The 23643-nt window shown below is 65.6% G+C and carries 27 protein-coding genes; 14 read left to right on the top strand and 13 right to left on the bottom strand.

The genetic code is table 11. The annotated features are described in order from the left end of the window. Positions 1-71 precede the first annotated feature (71 nt). The 7 genes from QBJ92_RS15965 to QBJ92_RS15935 all read right to left on the bottom strand — a co-directional run bounded on the left by QBJ92_RS15965 (position 72) and on the right by QBJ92_RS15935 (position 6515). Entirely contained in the window at positions 72-1130 is a 1059-nt protein-coding gene (locus QBJ92_RS15965; protein ID WP_277970692.1) for a sensor histidine kinase, read from the bottom strand. Then, positions 1127-1576 carry a response regulator gene (locus tag QBJ92_RS15960; protein WP_277970691.1) on the bottom strand — a complete coding sequence of 150 codons (450 nt, stop codon included), beginning with the start codon at positions 1574-1576 and terminating at the stop codon, positions 1127-1129. The genes QBJ92_RS15965 and QBJ92_RS15960 overlap by 4 nt, the downstream gene beginning before the upstream one ends. A gap of 1 nt (position 1577) precedes the next feature. Beyond that, positions 1578-3053, bottom strand: a complete 1476-nt coding sequence (locus QBJ92_RS15955; RefSeq protein WP_277970690.1) for a sensor histidine kinase — start codon at positions 3051-3053, stop codon at positions 1578-1580. 118 nt (positions 3054-3171) lie between these two features. Beyond that, entirely contained in the window at positions 3172-3936 is a 765-nt protein-coding gene (locus tag QBJ92_RS15950) for a 3'-5' exonuclease (protein WP_277970689.1), read from the bottom strand. Between the two features lie 83 nt (positions 3937-4019). Beyond that, positions 4020-5402 (bottom strand): phosphoglucomutase/phosphomannomutase PgmG, encoded by a 1383-nt coding sequence (pgmG, locus tag QBJ92_RS15945; RefSeq protein ID WP_277970688.1) that lies wholly within the window; start codon positions 5400-5402, stop codon positions 4020-4022. Between the two features lie 61 nt (positions 5403-5463). Next, positions 5464-5721: a J domain-containing protein gene (locus QBJ92_RS15940; protein WP_277970687.1), complete on the bottom strand. Its 258-nt coding sequence runs from the start codon at positions 5719-5721 to the stop codon at positions 5464-5466. Next, entirely contained in the window at positions 5721-6515 is a 795-nt protein-coding gene (locus QBJ92_RS15935) for a division plane positioning ATPase MipZ (RefSeq protein WP_277970686.1), read from the bottom strand. Before QBJ92_RS15935 ends, QBJ92_RS15940 begins: the two co-directional genes overlap by 1 nt. An 80-nt stretch (positions 6516-6595) precedes the next feature. Between QBJ92_RS15935 and panC the strand changes: the two genes are divergently transcribed. The 3 genes from panC (at position 6596) to QBJ92_RS15920 (ending at position 9201) form a co-directional block, all read left to right on the top strand. Next, positions 6596-7441, top strand: coding sequence for a pantoate--beta-alanine ligase (gene panC, locus QBJ92_RS15930; protein ID WP_277970685.1), 846 nt, complete (start codon positions 6596-6598; stop codon positions 7439-7441). A gap of 103 nt (positions 7442-7544) precedes the next feature. Further along, a complete protein-coding gene (locus QBJ92_RS15925) occupies positions 7545-7841 on the top strand; it encodes a hypothetical protein (protein WP_277970684.1) in 297 nt (98 codons plus the stop codon). 190 nt (positions 7842-8031) lie between these two features. Further along, the gene (locus tag QBJ92_RS15920) at positions 8032-9201 is read left to right on the top strand and encodes an MBL fold metallo-hydrolase (RefSeq protein ID WP_431358423.1); all 1170 of its coding nucleotides are present in this window, start codon (positions 8032-8034) and stop codon (positions 9199-9201) included. 54 nt (positions 9202-9255) lie between these two features. Here the strand turns inward: QBJ92_RS15920 and QBJ92_RS15915 are convergent, their stop codons facing one another. Further along, on the bottom strand, positions 9256-9795 hold the full coding sequence (locus QBJ92_RS15915) for a DUF3617 domain-containing protein (RefSeq protein WP_277970683.1): 540 nt from the start codon (positions 9793-9795) through the stop codon (positions 9256-9258). Between the two features lie 82 nt (positions 9796-9877). On the opposite strand from QBJ92_RS15915, the gene uvrB reads away from it, so the two are divergent. The 3 genes from uvrB (at position 9878) to QBJ92_RS15900 (ending at position 12742) form a co-directional block, all read left to right on the top strand. Beyond that, the gene (uvrB, locus tag QBJ92_RS15910) at positions 9878-12085 is read left to right on the top strand and encodes an excinuclease ABC subunit UvrB (protein ID WP_277970682.1); all 2208 of its coding nucleotides are present in this window, start codon (positions 9878-9880) and stop codon (positions 12083-12085) included. An 80-nt stretch (positions 12086-12165) separates the two neighbouring features. Beyond that, a complete protein-coding gene (locus QBJ92_RS15905) occupies positions 12166-12453 on the top strand; it encodes a type II toxin-antitoxin system RelE/ParE family toxin (RefSeq protein ID WP_277970681.1) in 288 nt (95 codons plus the stop codon). Beyond that, positions 12422-12742 (top strand): HigA family addiction module antitoxin, encoded by a 321-nt coding sequence (locus QBJ92_RS15900; protein WP_277970680.1) that lies wholly within the window; start codon positions 12422-12424, stop codon positions 12740-12742. The genes QBJ92_RS15905 and QBJ92_RS15900 overlap by 32 nt, the downstream gene beginning before the upstream one ends. Here QBJ92_RS15900 and QBJ92_RS15895 read toward each other — a convergent pair. Continuing rightward, a complete protein-coding gene (locus QBJ92_RS15895) occupies positions 12739-13107 on the bottom strand; it encodes a PRC-barrel domain-containing protein (RefSeq protein ID WP_277970679.1) in 369 nt (122 codons plus the stop codon). The two genes, QBJ92_RS15900 and QBJ92_RS15895, sit on opposite strands and share 4 nt — an antisense overlap. Positions 13108-13249: 142 nt before the next feature. On the opposite strand from QBJ92_RS15895, the gene QBJ92_RS15890 reads away from it, so the two are divergent. Both QBJ92_RS15890 and QBJ92_RS15885 read left to right on the top strand, forming a co-directional pair. Next, a complete protein-coding gene (locus tag QBJ92_RS15890) occupies positions 13250-13801 on the top strand; it encodes a hypothetical protein (RefSeq protein WP_277970678.1) in 552 nt (183 codons plus the stop codon). Positions 13802-14270: 469 nt separating this feature from the next. Continuing rightward, entirely contained in the window at positions 14271-15848 is a 1578-nt protein-coding gene (locus QBJ92_RS15885; RefSeq protein WP_277970677.1) for an amidase, read from the top strand. Positions 15849-15858: 10 nt separating this feature from the next. Here QBJ92_RS15885 and QBJ92_RS15880 read toward each other — a convergent pair whose 3' ends face one another. Beyond that, positions 15859-16311, bottom strand: a complete 453-nt coding sequence (locus tag QBJ92_RS15880; RefSeq protein ID WP_277970676.1) for a DUF2721 domain-containing protein — start codon at positions 16309-16311, stop codon at positions 15859-15861. A 111-nt stretch (positions 16312-16422) separates the two neighbouring features. On the opposite strand from QBJ92_RS15880, the gene QBJ92_RS15875 reads away from it, so the two are divergent. Then, positions 16423-16695 (top strand): UvrB/UvrC motif-containing protein, encoded by a 273-nt coding sequence (locus QBJ92_RS15875; RefSeq protein ID WP_277970675.1) that lies wholly within the window; start codon positions 16423-16425, stop codon positions 16693-16695. Between the two features lie 9 nt (positions 16696-16704). Here QBJ92_RS15875 and trmB read toward each other — a convergent pair whose 3' ends face one another. Further along, positions 16705-17385 (bottom strand): tRNA (guanine(46)-N(7))-methyltransferase TrmB, encoded by a 681-nt coding sequence (gene trmB / locus QBJ92_RS15870; RefSeq protein ID WP_277970674.1) that lies wholly within the window; start codon positions 17383-17385, stop codon positions 16705-16707. An 83-nt stretch (positions 17386-17468) separates the two neighbouring features. Between trmB and QBJ92_RS15865 the strand changes: the two genes are divergently transcribed. The 3 genes from QBJ92_RS15865 to QBJ92_RS15855 all read left to right on the top strand — a co-directional run bounded on the left by QBJ92_RS15865 (position 17469) and on the right by QBJ92_RS15855 (position 19719). Further along, a complete protein-coding gene (locus QBJ92_RS15865; protein WP_277970673.1) occupies positions 17469-18299 on the top strand; it encodes a formate/nitrite transporter family protein in 831 nt (276 codons plus the stop codon). Positions 18300-18366: 67 nt separating this feature from the next. Continuing rightward, positions 18367-18969: a phosphatase PAP2 family protein gene (locus QBJ92_RS15860; RefSeq protein ID WP_277970672.1), complete on the top strand. Its 603-nt coding sequence runs from the start codon at positions 18367-18369 to the stop codon at positions 18967-18969. Positions 18970-19083: 114 nt separating this feature from the next. Then, positions 19084-19719: a hypothetical protein gene (locus tag QBJ92_RS15855; RefSeq protein WP_277970671.1), complete on the top strand. Its 636-nt coding sequence runs from the start codon at positions 19084-19086 to the stop codon at positions 19717-19719. Positions 19720-19780: 61 nt separating this feature from the next. On the opposite strand, the gene metK is transcribed toward QBJ92_RS15855, so the two are convergent. Further along, a complete protein-coding gene (metK, locus tag QBJ92_RS15850) occupies positions 19781-20998 on the bottom strand; it encodes a methionine adenosyltransferase (protein WP_277970670.1) in 1218 nt (405 codons plus the stop codon). A 73-nt stretch (positions 20999-21071) separates the two neighbouring features. After that, a complete protein-coding gene (lnt, locus tag QBJ92_RS15845; RefSeq protein ID WP_277970669.1) occupies positions 21072-22601 on the bottom strand; it encodes an apolipoprotein N-acyltransferase in 1530 nt (509 codons plus the stop codon). Positions 22602-22869: 268 nt separating this feature from the next. Between lnt and QBJ92_RS15840 the strand changes: the two genes are divergently transcribed. Then, complete coding sequence (locus QBJ92_RS15840; protein ID WP_277970668.1) at positions 22870-23286, top strand: VOC family protein; 417 nt, start codon at positions 22870-22872, stop codon at positions 23284-23286. A gap of 25 nt (positions 23287-23311) precedes the next feature. After that, complete coding sequence (locus QBJ92_RS15835) at positions 23312-23614, top strand: polyhydroxyalkanoic acid system family protein (protein ID WP_277970667.1); 303 nt, start codon at positions 23312-23314, stop codon at positions 23612-23614. Positions 23615-23643: the final 29 nt, after the last annotated feature.

The following is a 23643-nucleotide window of genomic DNA, read 5'->3' as shown; positions in this document are numbered from 1 at the left end:
GGTTAACGCCGGGTAAGTCTACAGCCGATTTTGCTGAAACATCATACGCATAGGCTGCCGTCGTTCGGTCGTTAGTCGCGGGTCGCGCGCAGCGTCGCGCGGACGCCGTTACCGATGCCAATGCTGTCATATTCGACGATCGTCTGGAGGCTCTGTGCCATGGCCCGGATCAACTTGGTCCCGACGCCTGTCCCTTGCGGCGTGGCGTCCGGGCCCATTCCGACCCCGTCGTCCTCCACCGCAAGCCAGAAATGTGTCTCGCCATCGCCGCGGAGCGAGACACGGACTTCGCCGCCGCCGATCGGGTAGGCATATTTGCAGGCATTGCTGACGAGTTCGGTGACGATCACGCCAAGCGAGACCGCGCGATCGGTCGCGAGCCGGATCGGTTCCGCGAAAAGCGACAGCACGCGCGGTGCGGTCGGCGTCGACCAGGTCTCGCCAAGTTCGTCGACCAGCGCCTTGAGATATTCGCGCATGTCGACCTGCTCTACGTCGTTGCTGGTGTAGAGGCGGCGGTGGACCTGCGCGATCGCGGCGATCCTGCGCTGCGTATCCTCGAGCGCAAGGCGTGCGCCATCGTCCTGCAACGCGGCGGACTGCATCCGAACCATCGCGGACACGATCTGCAGGCTGTTGGCGACGCGGTGATTGACCTCACGCAGCAAGGCCTCGAGCCGGGCGTTGCTGGCGCGCAACTGATCCTCGGCCACCGCCTTGCCGCGTTCGAGCGCGGCGCGCTCCAGCACCTGTTCGAACGCGCTCGTTAACAAGTCGAAGAAGTCGCTGCCGACCGTTTTGACGACATAATCGGATGCACCCGCCTTGAGCGCTGCGACCGCGATGCGGCCTTCCTCGGACCCAGTGACGTAAACGACCGGGGGCGGGGCTGGGAGCCGGCGGATTGCTTCCAGCGTCTCGATGCCGTTCATGCCGGGCATGTAATGATCGACCGCGATGAGATCGAACACATGCCGCTGCGCCAGCGCGAGCCCTTCCGCGCCCCCCTCGGCAACCGTCACGACGAATCCATGCCGCGACAAAGCGCGCGCCGCGAGCCTGCGGAGGCCCGCGTCGTCATCGATATAGAGGACCGCCGGCCCGGTGCCAGGATCGGCCGCTGTGATCACCCGTGACCTTCGGAATCGGGAACCTGGATCACCGATAGGAACAATCCGAGCTGGCGGATCGCCTGCGCGAAGCTCTCGTAATTGACTGGCTTGGTGATGTAGACGTTGCAGCCGAGGTCATAGCAGCGCTGGATCTCGACCTTGTCGTCGGTGGTGGTCAGGACGACGACCGGCGTCCGCTTGAGGGGACCGTCCGACCCCTTGATCTTCGCGAGAATGTCGGTGCCGCCCATGTCGGGGAGGTTGAGATCGAGCAGGACGAGTGCGGGGCCGCCTTGCGCGGGGCCCTTGTCGGCGTTGAAGAGATATTCGAGTGCGCTCGTCCCGTCGGTGAAATGCTGGATTTCATTGAGAATTCCGGCGCGACGAATATTCTTTTCGATCAGGCGGGCATGGCCCTCGTCATCCTCGATCATGATGATGCTGACGGTCTGGTGGTCGGTCATCTCAGCGTCCTCGGGTGTCGGTCTTGGCTTCCGTGTAGGTCGCCGGAAGGGTCAGGCGGAACGTCGCGCCGCGCCCAAGTTCGGACGAGACATCGATCACGCCACCCAGCCGATACGCCAAGGCGCGGACATGTGCGAGTCCGATCCCTTCGCCCGGCTGGTCCTGCGTACCCGAGCGGCGGAACAGGTCGAACACGCGCGCATGGTCGGATGGGGCGATGCCGCGGCCATTGTCCTCGATCTCGTAATGGATCCGCTTGCCCTCGCGCTTGCCGCGGACGACGATCCGTCCGGGGCGTGCCGGGTCGAGATATTTGACGGCGTTTTCGATCAGGTTGGAGAAGATCTGCTCGACGGCGACACGATCGCTGAAGAGGTTCGGCAAGGGCTGCTCCACGGTCAGCGTGGCGCCACGATGCTCGATCTGCTGGGTCAGGCTGGCACCGATCCCGTCGATCAGGACCGCGATGTCGAGCGGCTCGGCCGAGATCACCCGGCGACCCTGGCGCGACAGCTTGAGGATCGCGTTGATCAGCCGATCCATCTTCTGCGTCGAAGTGCGGATGAAGCGGATTGCCTCGGGCAAGTCCTCGCGCGCCGCAAGCCGCGCATCCTCGCTGACGATCTCGGGCGCTTTTTCCTCGGCTCGATCGATCAATTCGGTGATCGCGCCGGTCGCTGCCTCGAGTTCGGCGGTGAACCCCATGACGTTGACCAGCGGGCTGCGCAGGTCGTGGCTGACGATGTAGGCGAAGCGCTGGATTTCCTCGTTCGCGCGGCTCAGGTCGGCAGTGCGCTCGTCGACCAGATCCTCGAGCGTGTCCGCGAAATCGCGGAGCGCATCGCGCGAGGTCGCCAGTTCGCGGGTGTAGCGCAGCACTGTAACCAGCGTGATGAACGCGACGAGGACCAGCAGAAGCCCCGCCACCGCCAGTGTGACGTAGAAGACCTGCACGCTTGCCTGTTGCGCGGCGTCGCGGACGGCGAGCAGACGCCGCTCTTCGCGGACCATCGTGTCGGCCAGCGAACGCACCGCACGCATGCGGCGGATGCTCGTCTCCTGCTCAAACTGGGTCAGTGCGCCGGCCCGATCCCCCGCCTCTGCCGCCGCAATGGTGCGTTCGCGTTGCGCGGAGAGGTCGCCGACCAGACGCCGCATCGTAATGACATTCCCCTGTTGGCGCGGATTGTCCTCTGTCAGCGTCGCAACCGTCCCGACGGCCTTAGGGACCGCCGCCATGGCGGTACGATAGGTTCCGAGATAGACCGGTTCGCTCGTCAGCAGATACCCACGCCGCGCGGTTTCACTTTGCTCGATCGCGATCCGGGCGCGATCGATCGCCAATTCCACTTCGTAGGTGTGGTTGACTTCGCGGGTGTGATGCTCGTTCTGTGCGGTCGACCAGGCTGCGGCGACGCCAGCGGCAATCAGGGCGAAGAAGCCGATGGCCATGCACGTCACGAGAAAGCGGCCCATGCGCCCCTCGCTCACGCCAAAACTCGGAACCAGACGCGTATACATGAGCGCGTCCTTACGCAGCAGCAACGACAAAGACCAGTGACACTTGATAGATGCCTATCAATCTGTCGTTACTTTACAGCAACTTTCCCTGAGGCGACGGTCGGCCCACGGCGCCCCCGCCGCGTCGGCGGGCAAGTTCGGTCTCGGCGGTGAAGCGAACGTCCATGTCGCGGTCGCCAAGCATGATCGCGAGGGAATCGTCGCTGATCTCCTGCCAGCTCTTGCCGCGATCCGGTCCGGGGCGGATCACGCGCGGCAACAGGCCGGGGACCGCCGACCAGGCGAGCAGTTGCTCGGGGCCGACTTCGTTCAACATGTCGCGCAAGTGGAAGGCGGTAACATAGGCGTCGGGGAAGGCGCGATGTGCGGGAAGCCCGCGTTCGTGGATCATCCCCTCGGGTTTGCGCCAGTAGCGCAGCATCTGGTTGGAAAAGCTCGGCGTGTCCGGCCACAGCCGCAGCGCACACTTCCATGTGCAGATCCACGGCGCGCCGCGGGTCAGCGGTGCAGTGCAGAATTTCTGTTCGTAATCCGCGCGATGCGCAGCGAGCGCGATCCGGCGCGGATAGGGATCGAGCACCCCGCGCGCCACGTCGTGCCAGAACGGCGCGTCGGCGACCTGTTCGTCGAGGATGTGGTGGATCGCCTGAGTCAGCGGCGGGATCGGACGACCAGGATTCACGAGGCGTGCACCGCCTTCGCCCTCGATTTCCCAGCGGCCGTCCTTCTGGAGCGCCACGTCCTGCCAGCCGATTTCGCACACGCCGTGGATCGGCGGGCCTTCACCGGTGGTCTCAAGGTCGATGACGCGGATGATCTGGGGGGCGGGGGGAGGCATTGCGCCTAAGTGGCGTGTTTGGCCGCGGATTGCGAGAGGCGTATCCGTCACCCCGGGACGAGCCCGGGGTGACGGTCCAACGCTTAGTGCGCGGCCTGCGGGCCACGCTCCAGCCCGCTCTTGGCGAGCTGATCGTCGATCATTCCGAGCAGGCGGTCGAGTGCGGCCTGGTCCTTCGCCTCGGCGCGCGCGACGAGCACGTCCTGGGTGTTCGAAGCGCGAAGCAGCCACCAGCCGTCGGGCGTGTTGACGCGCGCGCCGTCGGTGCGATCGACCTGCGCGCCATCGGCCTCGAGCCGGGCGAGCACTTCCTCGACGACCGCGAACTTGCGGCTCTCGTCGACCTGGAAACGCATCTCGGGGGTGTTGACCAAAGCGGGCATGTTGCCGCGCAGTTCCGTCACCGACTTGCCGATCATGTGCGCCGCCCGGATGAAGCGAACCGCGGCGTAATGCGCGTCGTCGAACCCGTAATATTCATGCGCGAAGAAGATGTGACCGCTCATCTCGCCGGCGAGCGGGCTGTCGGTTTCCTTCATCTTCATCTTGATCAGGCTGTGCCCAGTCTTCCACATCAGCGGCTTGCCGCCCAGTTCCTCGACGCGGTCGTAGAGCATCTGCGACGCCTTGACGTCGGCGATGATCGTAGCGCCCGGGAGTTCCTTGAGAACAGGTTCGGCCAGAATGGAGAGAATCTGGTCGCCCCAGATCACGCGGCCTTCGCCGTCGATCGCGCCGATCCGGTCGCCGTCACCATCGAAGGCCAGTCCGAAGTCGAGGTTCTTCTCGGCGACGAGGCGCTTGAGATCGACCAGATTGGCCTCATCGGTAGGATCGGGATGATGGTTGGGAAAATTGCCGTCGACATCGGTGAACAGCAGATGATGCTCACCCGGGAGGAACTTGACGAGCTTCTCGATGATCGGGCCCGACACGCCGTTGCCCGCGTCCCAACCGATCTTGTAAGTGCCACCCGCGAAGCCCGCGACCAGGCGACCGACATAATCGTCCTCGATGTCCGCGGTCGACACGGTGCCTTCGCCAGTTTCCCAATCGCCTTCCGCCGCCATGCGGCCAAGATCCTGGATGTCCGCGCCAAAGAACGGCTTGTGCTGCAGCACCATCTTGAAGCCATTATAGTCGGAGGGATTATGGCTGCCGGTTATCTCAATGCCGCCATCCACTTCTAGCGTGGCTTCGGCATAATACAGCATCGGCGTCGGACCCATGCCGATCCGCACGACGTCCACGCCGACCGCGGTGAGGCCCCCGATGAGCGCCGCTTCGAGCTCGGGCGAGGACAGGCGACCGTCATAGCCGACCGCGACACGGGTGCCGCCCGCGCGACGCACGCGCGTGCCGAAACCGCGGCCGATTGCGTCCGCATCGGCGGTGCCGAGGGTTTTGCCGACGATCCCGCGGATGTCGTATTCGCGAAGCGAAGTCGGGTCGAAACGATGAGTCATGTTGGTCCTCCTGGGGAATCTTGCTCTGGCCCAATCGACCAGACGTGTGAAAGTTCAAAGACTATGGTTTGAGCAGTACGTCGCGTGCCGCATTGATACGGCGGGTGAGTTCGGCGGATCCCCCCTTATCGGGGTGCAGCGCGGAGACGAGCCGGCGATGCGCGGCGCGAATATCGTCTGCATTTGCCCGCGGGCCAACACCCAGCACCGCGCGCGCTTCGCTCTCCTCGGGGCGCTGGATGCGTTGCGGCTTGGGCTTTGGCCGCAGCAGCAGCCAGGCACCCACCAACAGCGCGACCAGGAGCAGGACCTTGGTCATCAGGCGACTTGCGGCAGAACCGCCTCGGGCAGGGCGAGCGCGCCCATCATTTCGCGCAGTTCCTGGCGTGCGGCGACATGCGCCAGCCCCATCGCACCGAATTCGCCCGCGTCGAGCATCGTCAGTCCGGCGGGGAACAGTTCGCGATAGATCACGCGCTCGCCCAACCCGGGGACGATGCGGAACCCGACGCGTTTGGCAAGCTGATCGAGCGCTTCGGACACGCGGCGCATGTTGCGGGCTTCGATGTGCTGGACACGGTTGCGCAGCACGACCCAGTCGATCGTCGACCCGTCCGCCTTTGCGCGCGCCTTGCGCGCGTCCCAGATCATTTCGGCGTAGAAGCTTGGGCGCGTGACCTTGTACGTCTCGGGGTGGACCTGACCGATCAGGTCGAAATCGACGAAACTGTCGTTCATCGGCGTGACCAGCGTATCCGCGCGGGCCGCCGACAGTCGCCCGAAGCGATCGTCGCGACCCGGCGTATCGATCACGAGGAAATCGGTATCGTGCGCAAGATCCTCGAAAAGCTCCTCGAACCGTGCGTCCGTCTCGCCGTCATGCGTGGCATGGCGCGGGATCGGGAGCGGACGCCCGGTGCGTTGGACGGTTGCTGCGCGATTGTCGAAATACCGCCCCATCGTGCGCTGGCGATGATCGAGATCGAACGCCGCGACCTTGGCCCCGCGCGCCGCCAGCGCGATCGCGACGTGCACGGCCGTCGTCGATTTCCCGGTGCCGCCCTTCTCGTTGGCGAAAACGATTATGTGTGGTTTTCGCGCAGCACTTGCCAACGGGATGGTATCCTACGTCTTGTTCGGTCGGGCCCGCCCCCATAGAAGGCCGTTCCGTCCTTACCGAAGGCCCAACCCGCGTGCAAACCATCCGTACACTGAGCGCGCTTCGCGCCGCGATCGCCGATTTCCGCAGTGGCGGGTCGGATATCGCGCTGGTCCCGACGATGGGCGCGCTGCATCGCGGTCATATCGCGTTGATCGAGACTGCGCGGCGGCAGGGGCGCAAGGTCGTCGCGTCGATCTTCGTCAATCCCAAGCAATTCGGCCCCAACGAGGACCTCGCGCGCTATCCGCGCCGCGAGGCGGCGGACGCGCGGATGCTGACCGAGGCGGGATGCGACATCCTGTGGCTCCCCCCGGTGGAAGACATGTATCCGACCGGCTTCGCGACGAACATCTCGGTCTCGGGCGTCAGCGAGGGGCTCGACGGCGCAGCGCGGCCTGGCCATTTCGATGGAGTCGCAACGGTGGTCGCGAAGCTGTTCAATCAGGTTCGCCCGGATATCGCGTTGTTCGGCGAAAAGGATTTCCAGCAACTTGCGGTGATTCGCCGGATGGTGTCCGACCTCGATTTCGGCATCGAAATCGAAGGCGTGCCGACCCAGCGCGATGATGACGGCCTCGCGCTATCGTCGCGCAACGTCTATCTCGATGACGGACAACGTGCGGCGGCGGTGGCCCTGCCACGCGCGCTGGGCGATGCGGCGCGCGCGATCCTGCGGGGTGACTCCCCCGCCGATGTCTTGGCGGCAGCACGAGATTCGCTGACTGGCGCGGGATTTGCGGTCGACTATATCGAACTGGTCGATGCCGAAACGCTGGCGAGCGATGCGCCCGGCTCCCGCCCGCGGCGACTGCTGGCGGCAGCGCGGCTCGGGGGAACGCGTCTGATCGACAATCTGGATGTTCCGGCGATAGCGTAAGCCATTGGTCGTACGACCAAAGTTCCATGTAGCCGTTAACCTTTATTTGACTGCACCCGACGCACTGTCGGCAACAGAAATTGGTTAATCGGGACGGATCGACATGGGCACCAGCCTGAAGAACGCGAACTACCTCATCGCAAGCCGCATGGCAGAAGCTGCCGGGGGGGATGCGGATGCTTGTTACGAACTGGGTATGGTCTTTTCGAGCGGGGGGGCGGGCATCGCGGTCGACCTGATCGAGGCGCACAAATGGTTCAACCTCGCGGCGGTTGCCGGGAGCGAAGCCGGCATGGCAAGCCGTAGCGAAATCGCCGAGGACATGACCGCGCGCGAAATCGCCGCCGCGCAGGCCTCGGCGCGCGCCTGGCTGCACGCGACGCAACGCCGCGCGGCCTGACGGTTTCGCCGGACGGGCGGTGGCATATCCCCCTCTTTGCGTAGCGACTGTCCTACAGCGGGGATCGACCCGCCGTGGCGGGAGTTGGGCCTTACGATAGCAGCAACGGATCCAGCTGCGCCCTTATGGGTGCAGGCACTCCGAAGATGCCGTAACGCCCCATGGCGGGTTCGCAGAGAAAGTCAGGCCGTTGAGCGTCCGAAGTATCGCGACATTGGTCGGCAAGGTGCTGCTCTGGGCGACGATCGTCCTTTGTCTGGTGATCACGCTCGTCCCGCGCTTTCTCGATGCGCGTTACTACAACGGCGCGGTGAGCGGACATTTCGACGGGCAACGCTTCTTCAATCCCGATGGCGAGCAGGATGACATGGCGCCGCCCGGCGCCACTAAGGGCAACTTCCTGGTGCGATACCTCCTGCGCAGCGAGGGACGCCCGCGCTGGCCCGAACACGTCGCGATTCGCCCGATTGCCCCGCCAGATCGCGTCGCCGGACAGCACATGGTGGCGACCTGGGTCGGGCATGCGACCGTGCTGGTACAGACGCAGGGTCTCAATATCCTGACCGACCCAGTGTGGAGCAAGACCGCCGGGCCGCTGGGGATCGGTCCCGCCCGCGTCGCCGAACTGGGGATCGCGTTCGACCGGCTGCCCAAGATCGACGTCGTTCTCATCAGCCACGATCATTATGATCATCTCGATCTGGCGACGCTGCGACGCCTGTGGAAACGCGACCACCCGCTGGTGGTGACAAGTCTCGGCAATGACAGCGTGATTGGACAAGCCGGGGTCCCCGCCCACGCGCTCGATTGGGGCGGGCGGATTGCTGTAAAGCCGAATGTCGAGGTGATCGTCACGCGCAACCATCATTGGGGTAGCCGCTGGATGACCGACCGTAACCGCGCGTTATGGTCGAGCTTCGTCGTTCGGCTGCCGGGCGGCAACGTCTTCTTTGCGGGGGATACGGGGCCGGGGGACCTGACCTGGGCCGATGCTGCGGCGAGCTATGGTCCGGTCCGGTTGGCGCTGATTCCGATCGGCGCGTTCCGCTTCGCGCCCGGGCAAATGGTGTCGGGAAGCCATATCGGCCCGATCGATGCCGCCGAAGTCTACCGCCGGTTGGGCGCTTCGACCGGGATCGGTGTCCATTGGGGGACCTTCCATCTGTCGGCGGAAGCGTATGACACGCCGCCGCGCTTGCTGGCCGCGGTCACGCGGGCCGCAGGGGTGCAGGGCTTCGGCACGGTTGCGCTCGGTCAGCCGAGCGTCATTCCACGCTATGTGGCGCGGGACCGTCCGGCGCCGATCGACCGGATCGAGATCGTCGGGCGCCTGCCCGCGGCGGCACGGGCGTTGCCGTAACGCTTTGTTTTGCGGGCTAGACGGATCTCACCGTGTCGAGGGTGCGTCCTTGGCTCAGCTCTTCGTTGCAGGCGTCGGTGGCGGGGTTACGTCCCCGGGCTTGCACGGGCCGCTCCGGGTCGAATGGACGCGCATTTCCATGACGCCTTCGGCCGCGCCCTTTGCGTCGAAGCCTTCCGACTTCATCGTCAGGTCGCGATCGCCGGTCGCGTTGGTGCCGGTGACAGTCAGCTTGACCGTGCCCCCGCCGTCCTGCGGGCAGACCGCGCTGAGACCGATCGACGCGCCGGTCTCGTCATTCTTGCCGATTTTACAGTTCTTTCCGCGCGTGCCGACTTGCTCCATCGTCTGCGCCAGATTCTCCCTCGCGGCGGCCTCGGGGGTCAGGCACATCGCGATCCCCGCCATCGAATCGAACATCGCCTGCATCTGCGCCTTGACCTGCGGAGTCGCGCCCTTGCCTTCGAGCCGCAGGATCTGGACCTTCTGCGTCCAGCTGCCGGGCTCGCGCTTGATCACCGGTTCAGGAGAACAGGCCGCGACCGCGAGGATCGGCAACGCGCAAGCTGCTGTAGCGATACGATAAAGGCGCATGATCTTTCCCCCGGGCGACGCACGCCGGGCGAATGACGCGCGCGATTGTCTGTGACCGCATCCCTTCCCATATTGCTGCGTGATGGCAATCCAGATTCGCACCACGCTCGATGAACCCGAAACCGGGGTCAGCTTCGTCCCCCACCGTCCGGCGCGTCCGCCGAAGGCGGAAGGGGGCAAAAGGTTCAAGCTCGTCTCAGATTATACCGCGGCGGGCGACCAACCGACTGCAATCGCTGAACTTGTCGCCCAGACCGAGGCGGGCGAGCGGGACCAGGTGCTGCTCGGCGTGACCGGCTCGGGCAAGACCTTCACCATGGCCAAAGTGATCGAAGCCGTGCAGCGTCCTGCCCTCATTTTAGCGCCGAATAAGATCCTCGCAGCGCAGCTTTACGGCGAAATGAAGTCGTTTTTCCCCGAAAATGCGGTGGAATACTTCGTTAGTTACTACGATTATTACCAGCCCGAGGCCTATGTCGCGCGGTCGGACACGTATATCGAAAAGGAAAGCTCGACCAACGAGGCGATCGATCGGATGCGTCATGCCGCGACCCGATCGCTGCTCGAACGCGACGACGTGATCATCGTAGCTTCGGTGTCGTGCCTGTACGGCATCGGTTCGGTCGAGACCTATTCGGCGATGATCTTCGACCTCAAGAAGGGCCAGACCGTCGACCAGCGCGAGATCGTCCGCAAGCTGGTGGCGCTCCAGTACAAGCGCAACGACGCGGCGTTCCAGCGCGGCAATTTCCGCGTGCGCGGCGATGCGCTCGAGATCTTCCCGTCGCATTATGACGACACCGCGTGGCGCGTGTCGTTCTTCGGCGACGAGATCGAGGATATCGTCGAGTTCGATCCGCTGACCGGAAAGAAGATCGCGAGCCTTGGCACCATCCGGATCTACGCCAATTCGCACTATGTGACGCCGGGGCCTACGCTCAAGCAGGCGATGGAGGCGATCAAGTTCGAGCTGCAGGAGCGGCTCAAGGAGCTGGTGCCCGAGGGCAAGTTGCTCGAGGCGCAGCGGCTGGAGCAGCGCACCAATTTCGATCTTGAGATGATTGCAGCGACCGGGTCTTGCGCGGGGATCGAGAATTACTCGCGCTTCCTCACGGGCCGCATGCCGGGCGAGCCGCCCCCCACGCTGTTCGAATATCTGCCTGAAAATTCGCTGCTTTTCGTCGACGAGAGCCACCAGACGATCGGCCAGATCAACGGCATGTCGCGCGGCGATCACCGTCGCAAGCTGACGCTCGCCGAATATGGCTTCCGCCTGCCGTCGGCGATCGACAACCGGCCTTTGCGCTTCAACGAATGGGAGGCGATGCGCCCGCAGACGACCTATGTCTCGGCGACGCCGGGTGCATGGGAAATGGAGCAGACCGGCGGCGTGTTCGCCGAGCAGGTCATTCGCCCGACCGGGCTGATCGATCCGCCGATCGAGATCAAGCCGGTCGAGGAGCAGGTGCAGGACCTGATCGTCGAAGCGCGCAAGACCGCCGAGCTCGGCTATCGCACGCTGGTGACGACGCTGACCAAGCGGATGGCGGAGGATCTGACCGAGTTCATGCACGAGGCGGGCCTGCGCGTCCGTTACATGCACAGCGACGTCGAGACGCTGGAGCGTATCGAGCTGATCCGCGACCTGCGGCTCGGGGTGTATGACGTGCTGATCGGGATCAACCTGTTGCGCGAGGGGCTCGATATTCCCGAGTGCGGGCTGGTCGCGATCCTCGACGCGGACAAGGAAGGGTTCCTCCGCTCCGAAACGTCGCTGATCCAGACGATCGGTCGCGCGGCGCGCAACGTCGACGGACGCGTGATCCTCTATGCCGATCGCATCACGGGCTCGATGGAGCGCGCGATGAACGAGACCGAGCGCCGTCGTGAAAAGCAGCGCGCGTATAACGAAGAACACGGCATCACGCCGACGACGATCAAGCGCAACATCGGCGACATCATCCAGGACGTGTCGAGCCGCGATCAGGTCACCGTCGAGATCGACGAGGACCGGCCGCACATGGTCGGCCACAATCTGCGCGCGTATATCGAGGATCTCGAGAAGAAGATGCGCGCGGCGGCGGCGGACCTCGAGTTCGAAACCGCAGGGCGACTGCGCGACGAGATCCGGCAGTTGGAGCAGGAAGAGCTGGGGCTGCCGGTCGAGCAGCAGAAGCTGCCGATCATGGGACGCTCGAACGAGGGCAAGCCGGGCACGCGCAAGACACGGCATGGGAAGAGCCAGAAGATGCGGGCTGGGATGGCGGGGAGTTCTCGGCGGGCGCGGTAGTGCTAGCCAATGCAAAATTGAGCGGTGGTGAGGTGCCATGGTATGTTTCGCGCTATGCACGAAACCTCGGGCAAGCTGCGATGATCCGTACTTTTGCAGACCGGGAAACCGAACGAGTGTGGAATGGGGCGCAAAGCAGGCGTTTTCCCCATGACATCCAAAATGTAGCCAGACGAAAGTTACGTCAGGTGGATAGCGCGGATCGCCTTGACGACCTTCGCAGCCCTAGCGGAAATCGCCTGGAGCAGTTGAAAGGCTGTACGCCGTTGCGGTATAGCATCCGGATCAACGACCAGTGGCGTATCACCTTTGGCTGGTCGGACGGAGGCGCGGACGATGTCCGGATCGAAGATTATCACCGAGGGTGAGGACCGGTTGGACAACGTCCACCCAGGGGACATTTTGCGCGAAGACTTTCTTATCGGTTCTGAAATTTCGTTACAAGAAGTTGCGACCGGGACGGGAATCGATCCGGATCGGCTCAAGCAACTGGTTGCTTCAAAGCTGAATATAGACGCTGCAATCGATGCCCGCCTGACGCGGTATTTCAAGATGAGCGAAGGCTTTTTCTTACGGTTGCAAAACAGTTACGACATTGAGGAGGTCCGCCGCCATCAGGCAGCAGACCTAGCTCGCATCGTTCCCCGCGCGGCTTAATCGACCGACAGGTCTTCGCTCGCCACATCGTAATATTTCGACACGCGATCGGCGTACGCCTGGTCGAACGTCGGTGCGTTGCTCGCCCAGCTTGGGCCACCTTCCAGCACGCGGCGGTCGATTGTGACGATGTAGGTGTCGTTGACCGGATCGAACTGGAGCAGCGAGAAGGGGAGCGGGTAATAGGCCTTGCCCATGCCGAGGAACCCGCCGATCGTCAGCACCGCATAGATCGTCTGGCCAGTGCGCTTGTTGACCATCAGCGTAAGCACCGAGCCGATCTTGTCGCCGTCGCGGCTTCGGACCTGCATCGCGTCGCTCTTGTTGGACTGGAGCAGCAGCTGGGTGGGTTCGGTTTGTGACATGGATCCATTCCTTCAGTTCGCGAGCGTAACGGCGACAGGGGGCTCCGGGTTCCGCGCGGTTTAGGGCTGGATCGGTGGAAAAACGCGCGGCGGCGTGGGCGCTGCGGTTGAGCAGGCGGACGGCTTCGCCCATAGACCTCGGATGCGTACCACTATCCCCTTGTTTGCGATGACCGTTCTGATGGGGACCGTGCTTGCGGCGTGCGTGGAAAAGCCCATTGCACCGGCGCCCGCGCCCGCACCGCCGGTTGCTCGCCCGGCCGTGGTGCCGCGGCCCGTTCCGCCGCGCGGCAACGACTGGCGGGACTGGCCCGTTACCGTCGGGGATTGGACATATCGGCAGGATCAGGGCGGCTCGACCGCTTTGTTCGGCGCGCGGGGCAGCAACGCGCTGCTGACGCTGCGCTGCGACAACGCCAGCGCGATGCTGTACCTGTCGCGCCAAGGGATCGCGCGGACCCCGCTGACGGTCCGGACCTCGACGGTGGTGCGGAGCCTTCCGGTCCAGCCGACCAGCCCCGGTCCCGCAGGGGCCCCCGCCTATGTCGCGACGCGGCTCGCCGCGCGCGACCCGTTGCTCGACGCAATGGTGTTCAGCCGCGGTCGGTTCATCGTGGAGCAGGGGGGCGCGGCAACTTTGGTCATCCCGGCCTGGGCCGAAATCGCGCGCGTGACCGAGGATTGCCGGCGCTGATAGCGGCGTTGGTTGGCGCTGCGCAGGCCGATGAGAATCGGACAATCCGGCGAACATTACAAGACTTGTTTCGCAAGAATATCTGATTCAAACAGGGCTCGTGACCAGCGCAGGTCACGCCGTTTCAACTGGCGAAAGGAGGTGATCCGATGTCTCATGGTTCAGCAATGGGGTCGGTTCAGTTCGTTAGGGAGACGCACCGCTAGGCCTTCGGGGAAACCCGTTCGATCGGCTGGCGGAGGGTATACTCCCTCATTCAACGCCGGACCCGTATCGAGGCACTCGCGGTTCGCATGGTCTCCCAAGCTGGAGCTTCCGGCCGCTGACCATGTCAGGAGGTTGCCGGGGTGTCGTGAAGACCCCCGGCAGCCTCTTTTCATTTGTACGGCAAGGCTTTGGGAACGCTTGTCCTCCCCATGCGATCATCGCATGATCGGCGGTAAGGGACCGACCGGGGGGAGACTGAGCGATGATGATCCGTGCTGCCTGTGCGGCCTTGTTGATGCTGCCTGCAGCTGCGGTTGCACAGGATATGCCACGGGTCGAGGAGCAGTCGATCGACGCGCTGCGTGCGCAGATGGCGCAGGGCACGAGCAGCGTCGCGATCACCCAGGCCTATCTTGCCCGGATCGCCGCGATGGATCGCACCGGGCCGACGCTGCGCGCGGTCATCGCGACCAACCCCGATGCGCTGGCGCAGGCTAAGGCAAGCGACGCGCGACGCAAGTCGGGCAGGCCGCTTGGCGCGCTCGACGGGATCCCCGTGCTGATCAAGGACAATATCGAGACCAGCGACCCGCTCGCGACGACTGCGGGGAGTCTCGCGCTCAGGGACAACGTCACTCGGCGCGATGCCCCGGTGGTCGCGCTGTTGCGCAAGCAGGGCGCAGTGATCCTCGGCAAGACCAACCTCAGCGAATGGGCCAATATTCGCTCGACGCATTCGATCAGCGGGTGGAGCGCGGTCGGCGGGCTGGTGCGCAACCCCTATGCGCTCGACCGGACGTCGTGCGGGTCGTCGAGCGGATCGGGCGCGGCGGTGGCGGCAAGCTTCGCGGCGGTCGCGATCGGGACCGAAACCGACGGATCGGTCGTCTGCCCGTCATCGATGAACGGGCTCGTCGGTCTGAAGCCGACGCTCGGCATGGTCAGCCGGACGCACGTCGTGCCGATCAGCCACAGCCAGGACACGCCGGGGCCGATGGCGCGGAGCGTCCGCGATGCCGCCTTGCTGTTCAACGCGATGGTCGGGGTCGATCCGGCCGACCCCGCGACACGGGACGCGCGGCCGCACATGCACGACTTCGCGGCACCGCTTGCCACTGCGTCGCTGTCCGGCGTGCGCATCGCGGTGCTCCATCCGGAGATGCTTGACAGCCTGAAGGCGCGGTATGACGCATCGCTTGCCGTGTTGAAGGCGCAGGGCGCGGTACTGGTCGATGTCGAGGCGCCCAAGCTCGAGGGCATTGGCGAGGCCGAACTGCTCGTCCTGCAGACCGAGCTGAAAGCGGATCTCGACGCGTATCTTTCCACCACGCCCAAGGCGGTGAAGACGCGGTCGCTCGATCAGGTGATCGCGTTCAACCAAGCAAACGCCGCCAGCGAAATGCCGTTCTTCGCGCAGGAGACCTTCGTTGCCGCTGCGCAGACGCGGGGGCTCAGTGATCCGGAATATCTCGGGGCGCGCGCGAAGTCGCTTCGCTTGGCAGGGGCCGAGGGGATCGACGCGCTGCTGGGGAAGGCGCAGGCGACGTTGATCGTCGCGCCGACCTATGGGATGCCGTGGCTGTCCGACACGGTGTATGGCGACACGTTCAACGGGCCGAGCGCGAGCGAATTGCCAGCGATCTCGGGGTATCCGCATCTGACCGTGCCGATGGGGGTGGTGCGCGGCGTTCCGGTTGGTTTGTCGTTCATCACGACGCGGTGGGGTGACCAGACCGTGCTCAACGCCGGCTATGTGTTCGAACAGGCGGCGAAGGCGCGGGTCGTGCCGACCTATGCCGCGACCAACGACGCCGGTCCGGGGTTGGCCGGCGCGCGCTGAGGGGCGGGCGTCAATCCTGCAGCAATTCCGGGCGAATGTGAATCGCGGTCAACGACATGCGCACCTCGATCAGGAAGGAGGCGAGCGATGCGATCAGCAGGCCCATCGCGAGGATGAACGACAGCGCGACGACCGTGCCGATATGGAGCTTGACCAGTTCCGCGACGAACAACAGCGCGACGACCAGGCAGGTCATCACCGCGCTCGACACCGCGAGCACCAGCGAGGCGTTGATGACGATCATGCGCCGGTCGAGCAGCCGCAATTCCCAGACGTGGCGGTCATGCTCCGGCCCCTGCGACGCCGGATGCAACGCCTCGAGCGCGCGCGCGCGATCCACCACGCGCGACAGCCGCCCCGCCAGCACGTTGAGCAACGCGCCAATTCCCGCCAGCATGAACACGGGCGACAGCGACAGCTGGATCGTCTGGGCGATCGTCGTAACGGCGGGGTAAGGGTTCATTGCTCCTGTTGTGCGCAATGCGGCGCGCGGACGCAACCCGTTCTCCTGCCGCCGTTTCGTTCCGCCGGCCCAGCGCAGGGAGCGGACGCGCCGGTGCCGCGTTGATACGCGATGACCGAACTCGAGACTCTGCAAGCCGAGATGGAAGCCGCTGCGGCGGCGCTCGATTTTGAGGAAGCCCGGCGGCTGCGCGACCGGATCAGCTTGCTCCGCGGGGGTGCCGATACGCAGGATGCCGCCGCGGCCGACACCGCGGGCCTGGTGCGGCAACGCCCCGGCGCAATGGGGCTCGGGTCGAGCCAGCAGCGGATGACGCCGCCCGCGGGCTGGACGCCGCCGGTGAAACCCGATCCGATGACGCGCGGCCGATCGCGCAAGCGGTAGTTGTGCGGGTCAGACGCGCAGGTAGCGGAAGTACCAGACTTCACGGCCCTGGCGGCGGGCCTTGCGTTCGTAGCGCGTCTCGGGCCAGTCGTCCGGGCGGGTGAGGAAGTCGGCCGGGCCAGCGGCGGTCCACACGAAATCGCGGCGTTGCCCCAGCACCATCATCGCCCAGCGACAATAGGTCGGGTCGTCGGTGCCGAGCCGGAATTCGCAGCCGGGCTTCAGCTTCGCCGCGATCAGGTCGAGCGGGCCATGGTTGACCATCCGCCGCTTGGCGTGGCGCGCCTTGCGCCACGGATCGGGGTGCAGGAGGTACACGCGCGACAACGATGCGTCCGGCAGCCGCTCCACCACGTCGAGCGCGTCGCCCATGTGCACGCGCACATTGTCGAGGCCGTCCTCGCGGATGTGCGTCAGCGCGCCGACCACGCCGTTGAGGAACGGCTCGCAGCCAATGAAACCGGTATCCGGTCGCATACCCGCCTGGCCTGCGAGATGCTCGCCCGCGCCGAACCCGATCTCGACTTCGATCGGGCGATCGTCGCCGAACAGCCGAAGCGCGTCGAGCGGCCCGTCTTCGGGCACGCTGACTTGCGGGAGCAGGGTTTCCACGAGATCGGCCTGGCCCAGCCGCAATTTGTGGCCCTGCCGCCGGCCGTACAGGCGGCGTGTCGTCATCGGATCGGTCATAGGGGCGCGCGTGTAGCGCGGCTTGCCGCCGGAGCAAAGGGCCGCCGCGGTCGTTGCACCCTGATAACGAAGGGATGACGGCGATGGCGGAGCACCGCGCGAACGAATACTCGAGCGAACGTCCGGCCGATGCGGAGAGCGGCGGGGACGTCGACTCGATCAAGGCCGCCAACGCGCAGGAGCTCCACCGCGCCGTCCGCGAGTCGGGCGCGGAGGAACTGGAGCGACCGGTTTCGGCGCTGTTCTGGTCGGGGCTCGCGGGGGGACTGGCGGTGACCGCGTCGCTCGTCGCGGAGGGCGCGATCGCCGCGCATGTTCCGACTGGCGAGTCGCGCGCGCTGATCATCGCGCTCGGCTATCCGATCGGGTTCGTGATGGTGATCCTGGGCCGGATGCAGTTGTTCACCGAAAGCACGGTGACCGCGATGCTCCCGCTGGTGACATCGCCGTCGTGGGACGCGCTCCGGCGGACGTTGCGGTTGTGGGCGGTGGTGCTCGGCGCGAATTGCGTCGGAACGGCAATCGCGACGGCGGCGTTCGCGGGGATGGCGCTGGGGGATTCGTCGCTCGATGCCGGGATGGTCGAAGTGTCGATGGCGATCACCGAACATGGCCCGATGGAGACCTTCTTCAACGCGGTGCCCGCCGGGTTCCTGATCGCGATCGTCGCCTGGGCGCTCCCCAATGCGCGCGAACACGCGTTGCTGGTCATTTTCGGGATCGTCTATGTCGTCGCGATCGGCGGGTTCAGCCATTCGGTCGTCGGGTCGAGCGAAGCGTTCCTGCTGCTATGGACCGGCAAGATCGGGATCGGCGGCGTGGTGAGTTTCCTGGTGCCCGCGGTAATGGGGAATCTGCTCGGCGGGGCGGGCTTGTTCGCTGTGCTGGCGCATGCGCAGGTGACGGACGATTGATCGCGGCGGAGAGGGACCGATTCGCGCAGTTCGGCGGTTCGGCGATTAAGTTTCGGAGATGTGGACGATGGGTAAAGTGACCAAGGCAGCCAAGGCGTTGACCCGCATCGACCGCAAGGTCACGCACGACGCCGCGAAACATCGCGATAAACCCGGCGTGAAGCTGCTCGGCGCGCTCAGCGAAGGCGCGGACCAGCCGCCGTTGCTACTGCTGGGCGCGGGGACGCTCGTCGTCGGCGCGCTGTTGCGCCAGCCGGTCATGCTGCGCACCGGAGCGCGGATGCTCGCGAGCGAGATCATCGCGACCGGGATCAAGTCGGCAATCAAGCGATCGGTGGATCGCACGCGACCCAAGAAGGCGATCGAGAGCGGTGAGCACAAGTTCGAGCCGGGCGACAGCAAGGACCACGACCAGAGTTCGTTCCCGTCGGGTCATACTGCCGGCGCTGTCGCGGTTGCCGGTGCGCTTGCGAAGGACGCGCCCGTGGTCGGCGCGACCGCTTACGCGCTGGCGGGTGGGGTTGCCGCGATGCAGCTCCCGCGCGGCAAGCATTACCTGCTCGACACGATCGCGGGTGCGGCCGTCGGCTTCGTGGCGCAGCGGGCCGCTAGCGCGGCGGTGCGGGTGGCGGAACGCACGATCGTCCGCGCGGTCCAGCGGCGGAAGTAATCGGCCTTCCGTCCGGCGCTGATCCCGCTGGCCGATCCGCCGTTCACCATAAACGCTAAGTCTCGGTCAAGATTGCAGATTTACACGGTTCGATGTCGAACAGGGGAAGTCTGCATGAAACTGGCGTTGTCCGCGTGCCTTGCGCTCGCCTTGCTGACCCCGACGGTGGCCATCGCGCAGGACCTTATCCACTGGGACGCCCCGGCGATCCCGAGCGACCGCACCGCCTCCTTCCCGATGGGAACACCGGTACGGCTGGCAACGCGCGCAGAACTCAACACCAAGGACGTTCGTGCGGGCGACCGCTTCTATCTCGAGGTCGCGGAGCCGATCGCCTATCGCGGAAAAGTGGTGGTTCCCGCAGGCGCGATCGCCGTCGGTGAAGTCATGCGCGCCGAGCGCAACGGTCTTTTCGGCAAGAAGGGGGAACTCGACGTCCGGCTGCTGTCGATCCAGACGCCGAGCGGGCCGGTGCGCCTGTCCGGGCGGACTGGACGCAAGGGGTTGGATCAGGGGGTGCTTGCGATCGGCGGTGCGCTGGTGATCGCATGGCCGATGATGTTCATCCACGGCACGAGCGGGCGGTTGCCCGCCGACACGCTGCTGACCGGGTATCTTGCCGAGGATTTGCGCTTTTCGGTCGCGGCGGACGCGCAGACCGCATCGGCGCTTTCGGACGGTAGCGGTTCGGCGGACCGAGTCCTGCCCGCGCGCTTCGATCCGGCCGCTTTCTCCGCCGCGCAACGGTAGCGCTCAGCGGGTTGGCGCGAATGGAGGGTCCGGGCGCGGCACCACCGCGCCCGGTGCATCATCAGGCGACGGCAGCCTTGAGCGCGTCGACCAGATCGGTCTTTTCCCAGGTGAAGCCATCCGCATCGGGCTCGCGCCCGAAGTGGCCGTACGCAGCGGTGCGCTTGTAGATCGGCGCATTGAGCTTGAGGTGCTCGCGGATGCCCTTCGGCGTCAGGCGAACGAGCTGCGGGAGCACTTCCTCGATCTTCGCTTCCGGCACCGTACCCGTGCCGTGCAGGTCGACGTAGAGCGACAGCGGCTCGGCGATGCCGATCGCATAGCTGAGCTGGATCGTGCAGCGGCGCGCGAGGCCGGCAGCAACGACGTTCTTCGCGAGATAGCGCGAGACATAGGCGGCCGAGCGATCGACCTTCGTCGGATCCTTGCCCGAGAACGCGCCGCCGCCATGCGGAGCCGCGCCGCCGTAGGTGTCGACGATGATCTTGCGACCCGTCACGCCAGCGTCGCCATCCGGACCGCCGATTTCGAATGCGCCGGTCGGGTTGATGTAGATCTTGGTCGCGTCGGTCACGAAGCCCTCGGGCAACGTGTCCTTCATCACGCCAGCGACGTAGCTGCGGAGTTCTTCGTACAGCGCGGGGTTGGCGTTGTCGCCCTGCAGGCAATAGCCTGCCTTGTGCTGGGTCGAGACGACCAGCGCGGTCGCGCGGACCGGCTTCTCGTCACGATATTCCAGCGTGACCTGGCTCTTGGCGTCAGGCTCCAGGAACGGGGCTGCGCCCGAATGACGGTCTGCAGCCATCCGCTCGAGGATCTTGTGGCTGTAATAGAGCGTCGCGGGCATCAGGCCCGGGGTCTCGTCGGTCGCGTAGCCGAACATGATGCCCTGGTCGCCGGCGCCCTCGTCCTTGTTCGCGCCCTCGTCGACGCCCATCGCGATTTCGGCGGACTGGCCGTGGAGGTTGTTCTCGAAGCGGAAGTTTTCCCAGTGGAAGCCCGACTGCTCATAGCCGATTTCCTTGACGGTGTTGCGCACCGCAGCCTCGATCTCGGCGAGCGCGCCATCGGCCCAGGCGCCGTTCTCGTACACGCCTTTGCAGCGGATTTCGCCCGCGAGGACGACGAGGTTGGTCGTGGTCAGCGTCTCGCACGCGATGCGTGCCTGGGGGTCCTTGCTCAGGAACAGGTCGACCACGGTGTCCGAAATCTGGTCGGCGACCTTGTCGGGATGACCTTCCGAGACCGACTCGGAGGTGAAGAGAAACGATGCGCGCATTCGGTGAAACCCTCGTCTTGGCACGACCCGGCGTGACCGGGACAGGCATATAAAGCTTTCCTTATATGTGCTCCTATCGTGCCCATCGCCGGATGGCAATTGCCGTTAGCGCCAGCACGAGTGCGGTGAGCAGCGCCATCAGGTTGCCGACTTGCGCGAACAGGGTGGGGGGGGCGGCGGGCGGGATCGGCAGTTCGATCGCGCCCTGCGTCTCCCACGGGATCGACGCGAGCACGTGGCCGCGCGCGTCGATGATCGCGGAGATGCCGGTCGGCGTCGCGCGGATGATCGGCAGGCCTTCCTCGATCGCGCGGAGCCGTGCCTGCGCCAGATGCTGCGCGGGGCCCCAGCTGCCGTACCAGCTGTCGTTGGACGGGTTGAAGATCAAGGCGGGGCGATGCTTGCGGTCGACGATCGAGCCTGAGAAGATCATCTCGTAGCACAGCGCGAAACCGACCCGCCCGATACCGGGGAGGTCGACTCCATCGGGGCCCTTGCCGGGGGCGAAGTCGAGATCGCCGGGGACGAGCCGCGACAGGCCGATCGCGGACATCAACGGGCGCAGCGGGAGATATTCGCCGAACGGCACCAGATGCGCCTTGTCGTAGCGGGCGACGATCCGCTTCTCCGCGTCGATCGCGAAGATCGCGTTGGTCGCCGACCGGATTTGCCCGGCGGAATCGAACAGCAGCGCGTTTCCGCCGGTGAGGACGACGTCGCGTGGGCCGAGCAGTGCCGCAATCCGTGCGCGGGTCAGGAACGGTGCGGACTCGCCGTAATATTGCGGCGGATAGCCGTCCTCGGGGAGATAGCGCAGCGCGCCCTCTGGCCAGACGATCAGCCGCGGCGCGGCGCGCGGGCTTCCGCTGAGGCCAGCGAGCGCGCGCAGGTTGGTCTCGGCATAATCGTCGCGCGGGCGTTGCTCCTGGTCGAGATCGGGCTGGACGACGCGGACCCGTGGCGCGTTGGTGGGCGTGGGGGCGGCGGGAGTCGTGTCGATCGCCGACAGCGCGAGCAGCCCCGTGACGCCGGCGACCGCGAGCGGAAAGCGCCGGTGCCGCTGTGTCGCGAGCAGCAACGCGCCCGCGACCAGTACGGCGACTCCTGACAGCGCGTACGTGCCGAGATACCGCCCGCTCGCCGCGACCGGCGTCGGGAGCCAGATTTCGGAGAGCGGGTTCCACGGATAGCCGGTCAGCAACGTCCCGCGCAGATATTCGGTCGCGATCCAGGCGGTGGCGAAGATCAGGACATAGCTTGCGTCCAGTGTCTGGCGCCTGAGCTTCCACGCGACCCCCGCCGCGGCCATCGGGAAGATCGCGAGATACAGCGACAGCAGCGCGGGCGCGAACCAGCCGAGCGCATGCGGCATCGCATCCTGGAAACTGAAGGCCTTGGCGATCCAGTTGTTGCCGATGGTGAAATGCGCGAAGCCGAACAGCCACCCGCGCCACAACGCCGCGCGTCGCGTCGGCGCTTGGTGCACCAGCCACATCCACGCGGCGAAACACCCGAGCGTGACGGGCCACAGCGCAAGCGGGGCGAAGCCGACCGCGGCGATCCCGCCGAGCAGGAAGGAGAAAAGGGCGGGGCGCTGAGTCATCGGGTGGCTATCGCGTGATCAGGGAGGGGACGCAACGTCGTGCTTCGATCCTCCCCGGAACGGGGAGGGGGTGTGCGAGCATTGGCCTGCCCCAGGCAGGCCAAGAATGTGTCCGGGGGACACATTCTCGCTCGCACACCAGCCGCCTTCCGGCTGGTGGTGGAGGAGTGCGGCACAAGCGATGCGAGAGTGGCACGCCCCCTCCACCCTTTGCTGAATGCTCAGGGTCCCCCTCCCCCTGCGGGGGAGGATTTGGTAGGGCGGTTGCATGACACGCCCCTTCCATCTCGCCTTCCCGGTCCACGATCTCGCCGCCGCGCGCGCCTTTTACGGTGGGACGCTCGGGTGCACCGAGGGGCGCAGCTCGGACGCGTGGATCGACTTCGACCTCTACGGCCACCAGATCGTCGCGCATCTCGACCCCGCCGCCAAGCCGGTCGCGGTGTCGAACGCGGTCGACGGGCACGCGGTGCCGGTGCCGCATTTCGGCGTCGTGCTGACGATGCCTGACTGGCACGCGCTCGCGAAGCGGCTGACCGCGGCGGGGACTCGCTTCGGGATCGAGCCGCACACCCGCTTCGTCGGACAGCCGGGTGAGCAGGCGACCATGTTCTTTTATGACCCGAGCGGCAACGCGCTCGAGTTCAAGGCGTTTGCCGACGACGCGATGCTGTTCGCGCAATGATACGCCAAGGCGTGAAGGACCTGCCATGAGTGAACCGATCGTCGTCGAAATCCCCCATAAGCTTGGTCTGGCGGCGGCGCGGGCGCGCGTCGATGGCGGGATCGGCAAGCTGGCGGGGATGTTCCCGGGCGGCGCCGCGGTCGATCATCGCTGGGAGGGGGACACGATGTTTTTCACCGTCGCCGCGATGGGGCAGCGCGTCGCGAGCAAGCTGACCGTTGCGGAAAGCTCGGTCCGCGCCGAGGTCGACTTGCCGCCGTTCCTCGCGCTGTTCGCGGACAAGATCCGCGCCAAGCTGGCGAAGGAAGCGCCGAAGATGCTGGAATAACGCCGGTGATGCACGGCTCCCCTCCCTTC

It is taken from the genome of Sphingomonas echinoides, assembly GCF_029623395.1.
In the GTDB taxonomy this organism is placed as follows: Bacteria; Pseudomonadota; Alphaproteobacteria; order Sphingomonadales; family Sphingomonadaceae; genus Sphingomonas; species Sphingomonas echinoides_A.
Note: the sequence above shows the minus strand (reverse complement) of the source record. Positions and strands in the feature narration are given on the sequence as shown.

What these genes read in the sequence shown, in the direction of transcription:
- QBJ92_RS15960 (WP_277970691.1), bottom strand. Translation starts at nt 1,576, where the DNA reads ATGACCGACCACCAGACCGTCAGCATCATCATGATCGAGGATGACGAG.
- QBJ92_RS15955 (WP_277970690.1), bottom strand. Translation starts at nt 3,053, where the DNA reads ATGGGCCGCTTTCTCGTGACGTGCATGGCCATCGGCTTCTTCGCCCTG.
- QBJ92_RS15950 (WP_277970689.1), bottom strand. Translation starts at nt 3,936, where the DNA reads ATGCCTCCCCCCGCCCCCCAGATCATCCGCGTCATCGACCTTGAGACC.
- pgmG (WP_277970688.1), bottom strand. Translation starts at nt 5,402, where the DNA reads ATGACTCATCGTTTCGACCCGACTTCGCTTCGCGAATACGACATCCGC.
- QBJ92_RS15940 (WP_277970687.1), bottom strand. Translation starts at nt 5,721, where the DNA reads ATGACCAAGGTCCTGCTCCTGGTCGCGCTGTTGGTGGGTGCCTGGCTG.
- QBJ92_RS15925 (WP_277970684.1), top strand. Translation starts at nt 7,545, where the DNA reads ATGGGCACCAGCCTGAAGAACGCGAACTACCTCATCGCAAGCCGCATG.
- QBJ92_RS15915 (WP_277970683.1), bottom strand. Translation starts at nt 9,795, where the DNA reads ATGCGCCTTTATCGTATCGCTACAGCAGCTTGCGCGTTGCCGATCCTC.
- uvrB (WP_277970682.1), top strand. Translation starts at nt 9,878, where the DNA reads ATGGCAATCCAGATTCGCACCACGCTCGATGAACCCGAAACCGGGGTC.
- QBJ92_RS15905 (WP_277970681.1), top strand. Translation starts at nt 12,166, where the DNA reads ATGATCCGTACTTTTGCAGACCGGGAAACCGAACGAGTGTGGAATGGG.
- QBJ92_RS15900 (WP_277970680.1), top strand. Translation starts at nt 12,422, where the DNA reads ATGTCCGGATCGAAGATTATCACCGAGGGTGAGGACCGGTTGGACAAC.
- QBJ92_RS15895 (WP_277970679.1), bottom strand. Translation starts at nt 13,107, where the DNA reads ATGTCACAAACCGAACCCACCCAGCTGCTGCTCCAGTCCAACAAGAGC.
- QBJ92_RS15890 (WP_277970678.1), top strand. Translation starts at nt 13,250, where the DNA reads ATGCGTACCACTATCCCCTTGTTTGCGATGACCGTTCTGATGGGGACC.
- QBJ92_RS15885 (WP_277970677.1), top strand. Translation starts at nt 14,271, where the DNA reads ATGATGATCCGTGCTGCCTGTGCGGCCTTGTTGATGCTGCCTGCAGCT.
- QBJ92_RS15880 (WP_277970676.1), bottom strand. Translation starts at nt 16,311, where the DNA reads ATGAACCCTTACCCCGCCGTTACGACGATCGCCCAGACGATCCAGCTG.
- QBJ92_RS15875 (WP_277970675.1), top strand. Translation starts at nt 16,423, where the DNA reads ATGACCGAACTCGAGACTCTGCAAGCCGAGATGGAAGCCGCTGCGGCG.
- trmB (WP_277970674.1), bottom strand. Translation starts at nt 17,385, where the DNA reads ATGACCGATCCGATGACGACACGCCGCCTGTACGGCCGGCGGCAGGGC.
- QBJ92_RS15865 (WP_277970673.1), top strand. Translation starts at nt 17,469, where the DNA reads ATGGCGGAGCACCGCGCGAACGAATACTCGAGCGAACGTCCGGCCGAT.
- QBJ92_RS15860 (WP_277970672.1), top strand. Translation starts at nt 18,367, where the DNA reads ATGGGTAAAGTGACCAAGGCAGCCAAGGCGTTGACCCGCATCGACCGC.
- QBJ92_RS15855 (WP_277970671.1), top strand. Translation starts at nt 19,084, where the DNA reads ATGAAACTGGCGTTGTCCGCGTGCCTTGCGCTCGCCTTGCTGACCCCG.
- metK (WP_277970670.1), bottom strand. Translation starts at nt 20,998, where the DNA reads ATGCGCGCATCGTTTCTCTTCACCTCCGAGTCGGTCTCGGAAGGTCAT.
- lnt (WP_277970669.1), bottom strand. Translation starts at nt 22,601, where the DNA reads ATGACTCAGCGCCCCGCCCTTTTCTCCTTCCTGCTCGGCGGGATCGCC.
- QBJ92_RS15840 (WP_277970668.1), top strand. Translation starts at nt 22,870, where the DNA reads ATGACACGCCCCTTCCATCTCGCCTTCCCGGTCCACGATCTCGCCGCC.
- QBJ92_RS15835 (WP_277970667.1), top strand. Translation starts at nt 23,312, where the DNA reads ATGAGTGAACCGATCGTCGTCGAAATCCCCCATAAGCTTGGTCTGGCG.